The sequence below is a fragment of the Psychrobacter sp. AOP31-B2-9 genome (genome assembly GCF_052378005.1).
Taxonomy (GTDB): Bacteria; Pseudomonadota; Gammaproteobacteria; order Pseudomonadales; family Moraxellaceae; genus Psychrobacter.
Window position 1 is genome coordinate 1 of sequence record NZ_JBQSXG010000215.1, and the last position, 3,299, is coordinate 3,299.

Genomic DNA, 3,299 nt, shown 5'->3' on the forward strand with positions numbered 1-3,299 from the left:
GTATAATTAAGTCAGCTTTCTTTTAAACAGATACGATTTGTCTATATAATACTTGCGAAATATAATTTATCAACGCCTGTTTGTCTTTAATTTATCATTTTAACGATCATTGCTGTGTACTTATGATTTACGTGCTTGTGTCTGTCTTTACATTTATTTCTGTCGTTGTGCTTGTCATGCTATTTGATAGGCAGCTGTACACGCGACTGTTAAATAATATTACGATAATTTTTCAGAAATTATTTAGTGCTAAATCCAAGTCGACATCAATGCGCACTTCAGCATTAAAGACCCAATCAAAGCCGTTGCGCGCTCATATACAACAATTAAAAAGCAAAATTAAAAGGATAGATATTTCTCGGATTCCAGTCATATCAGCACTGTCGTTAGTGATTGTTATGGCAACTGCTGGGCTGTGCTATGCCTTAATTACCAACTATTCTCTTGAGGTATATCATGCGAAAGATACGACACTCAGCACCCCAAGCAATCAAATCAGCCAGTTATTAATCGGAGAACGTTTGCGTCCGCCACCAACGCCACCTGAAGAACTATTTGCTGAACTAGATGCTGAAATTGCAAGTTATCAAGCGAGCACAGCGGATGATGGCTATTGGCCAGATAGTCAGACGAACCTACCTCAGACTGACAGACCACTAATGCTACCTGAGCCTGATTTGTCTGATTTAAAAGTCCAAGATAAGAGCACTGGTTATTCAGGCGATATATTAGCGTCACATCTTAGTAATGGTGATATCAATATTAAGAACGCTGACCGTAATTGGAAAAAAATGAACTCAGAGTTTGTTCAACGGCTGTTGACTGTGTATAAGGTGATGAGTGATCAATATGGCTATGAGATGGTGCTTTTAGAAGGTTATCGCAGCCCTGAAAGACAGGCAAGGCTGCTTAAAAAAGGTTCTCACGTGACAAAAGCGGGATCATACAAGAGCTATCATCAGTTTGGTTTGGCAGGTGACAGTGCTTTTATTAGGAATGGTAAGATTGTCATTACTGAAAAGGATCCTTGGGCGATGCGAGGTTATAAATTATATGGTAAAGTAGCGAAGTCTGCTGGACTTGTGTGGGGTGGTGACTGGCGCATGATGGATCTTGGTCATGTTGAACTACGTAAAAAAGGGGTGCTCGGCCACCCAGAAATGGCAGAGATTTTGACCAGTCAATAATGACAATAATACTTCAAGGTAAATTGAAAATATGAACAGATGTATGACACTGCCGATATCATTGATTGTTACAGGCCTATTGCTAAGTGGCACGCTAACTGGATGTAGCACTGATAGATTTAGTAGCTCAAATGACAACGCCTCTGAGCTAGCAGGTGAGTCTGGTATTACTGACAAGATAAAAGGTCTTATCAGTAATGATGATGACTTGCAGGAGCTCAAAGGCCAGCTAGAGGAGCAGCAACAACAGCTAGAGGCATTGCAAAAACATTTAAAACATCAGACGATTCCAGTAAGTATTAAAGCATCGGCCAGTGCCAATGCTGGTCGTGCAACACAAGGTACAGCGAGTACTGCTTATATAGCATTTTTAGAAGAAGACAGCCAATTTACTGAAGTTGAAACGCTAGCTGCGAAAGAGATTAGTGTCATTCCTAATCGTGACAGTAATCTGAGCTTAAATATTCCGCAAGATGCCCGTTTTATTGCGGTGAAAGTAGGGCTGAGATACACCAAAAAACGCTCGCAGTTTCTCATTCCAATTACCAGTATCAACTTTGACACACCACTCACGCTTAATATTGGCGCATGCGATGTAAATATTACGGAAGGCATCAGCCCAGACAAAGCACCCGAATTTACGACCAAACTAAAATATTATCAGCAGCCATTGACCAGCTGTTCGTAGGAGATTGTCTTGAGTAAACACAGAGTATTATGGGGCGAGGGACTGTTTCTACGCCCTCAGCATTTTCAAATTCAAGACACTTATCATAACTCGCAGCGGGCATTGAGTATGATGTTGGCACATCCATATGCGTACGGCGTGTCTGATGTTCAAATTGATAAACAGCTTTTGGAAAGCAATTTATTAAGCTTCCAAAGTATTTATGCTGTATTACCAGACGGAACGATATATCAAGCGCCCCGTACTGATGCATTGCCAAAAGCTATCACGTTGGATACTCAAGACAATGGCGATGATGTATTTGTATTTTTGAGTTTAGAGATAGTTCATAGTGGCGGCAGTAATATACAGACTGAGCACAGTGACAACCCTGCTCGCTATGTAAGAGGTGCGGTTGAGGCGCAAGACTTATATAGTCAAGCAGCTGAAGCGGTTATCGATGTTATTAAGTTGTCCCCCAGTTTACAGCTAAGCCATTCCGCGCAAGCGCCTAGTCAAGATACTGTGTCTTTATTGGTTGCCAAGTTGGTGCGTACGACTCAAGGTGTTTATCAAGTAGATGATGATTATATTGTGCCAAGCGTACATATCACGAGTAATCCAGCACTTGTTGGTCAAGTCTATCGTTTAATGACCATGATTAACACCAAATCCACTTCGCTATATGACCATCATCGCCAGTCGAACAATGATTTGCTAGAGTTCCGCTCGTCAGATATTGCTTCTTTTTGGTTGTTACATACGCTCAATACAGCATACTCTCAGCTGAGCCATTTATATAGTAATAATAAATTGCATCCAGAACGCCTTTATGAGGCGTTATTAAATGTTGCCAGCCAATTGGCCACTTTTAGCTCATTATACAAAGTCGGCGACTTGCCAGCTTATCATCATGATAATGCCAATGAGTCATTTGTGAGTATTATTTCGATTATTCGTGAGCTACTTAATACCGTTATTGCGAGTAACTTTATATCGATTCCACTACGTCAGAACAAACCGTCTTACTATACTGGTGAGCTGAGTAGTGACAAGATCACACGTGGCTCGCAACTGTATCTGTCGATTAGTTCGTCGCTACCGATGCATGAGCTAATCGATATCGTGCCACGCCGCTTTAAGATTGCGACTCCTGATGCAGTAGAGAAACGTGTTTTGTCGGCGCTTCCAGGCTCACCTGTCTCACATGTCACTCAGGTGCCTAGCGCAATACCTGTGAGACCAGGGTTTAGCTACTTCACTATCGAGCCAGTAGGTGAGTTATATGAAGAGATGCTAAAGTCTGAATCTATCTGTATTTATGTGCCGAACGGTTTTGACGACTTAAAAATCGAACTGATGGCTATCGTACAGTAGCATCGTTTATTGGTCACTATAAAGTCTATTTTTGGGTGAGCCTGATATAGGATTGTTTGACTTTATAA

Annotated in this window: 3 protein-coding genes; all 3 read left to right on the forward strand. The window is 41.3% G+C overall.

The features are described 5' to 3' along the window. Window positions 1–269: 269 nt before the first annotated feature. From ACT3SX_RS14460 to tssK, 3 genes are read left to right on the forward strand one after another with little or no spacing between them, the layout of a single operon-like run. Complete coding sequence (locus tag ACT3SX_RS14460) at window positions 270–1,187, forward strand: M15 family metallopeptidase (RefSeq protein WP_225739230.1); 918 nt, start codon at window positions 270–272, stop codon at window positions 1,185–1,187. 43 nt (window positions 1,188–1,230) lie between these two features. Further along, window positions 1,231–1,875, forward strand: a complete 645-nt coding sequence (locus ACT3SX_RS14465; protein WP_192519943.1) for a hypothetical protein — start codon at window positions 1,231–1,233, stop codon at window positions 1,873–1,875. Window positions 1,876–1,884: 9 nt separating this feature from the next. Further along, on the forward strand, window positions 1,885–3,231 hold the full coding sequence (gene tssK / locus ACT3SX_RS14470) for a type VI secretion system baseplate subunit TssK (RefSeq protein WP_442074948.1): 1,347 nt from the start codon (window positions 1,885–1,887) through the stop codon (window positions 3,229–3,231). The last annotated feature ends 68 nt before the right edge of the window (window positions 3,232–3,299 follow it).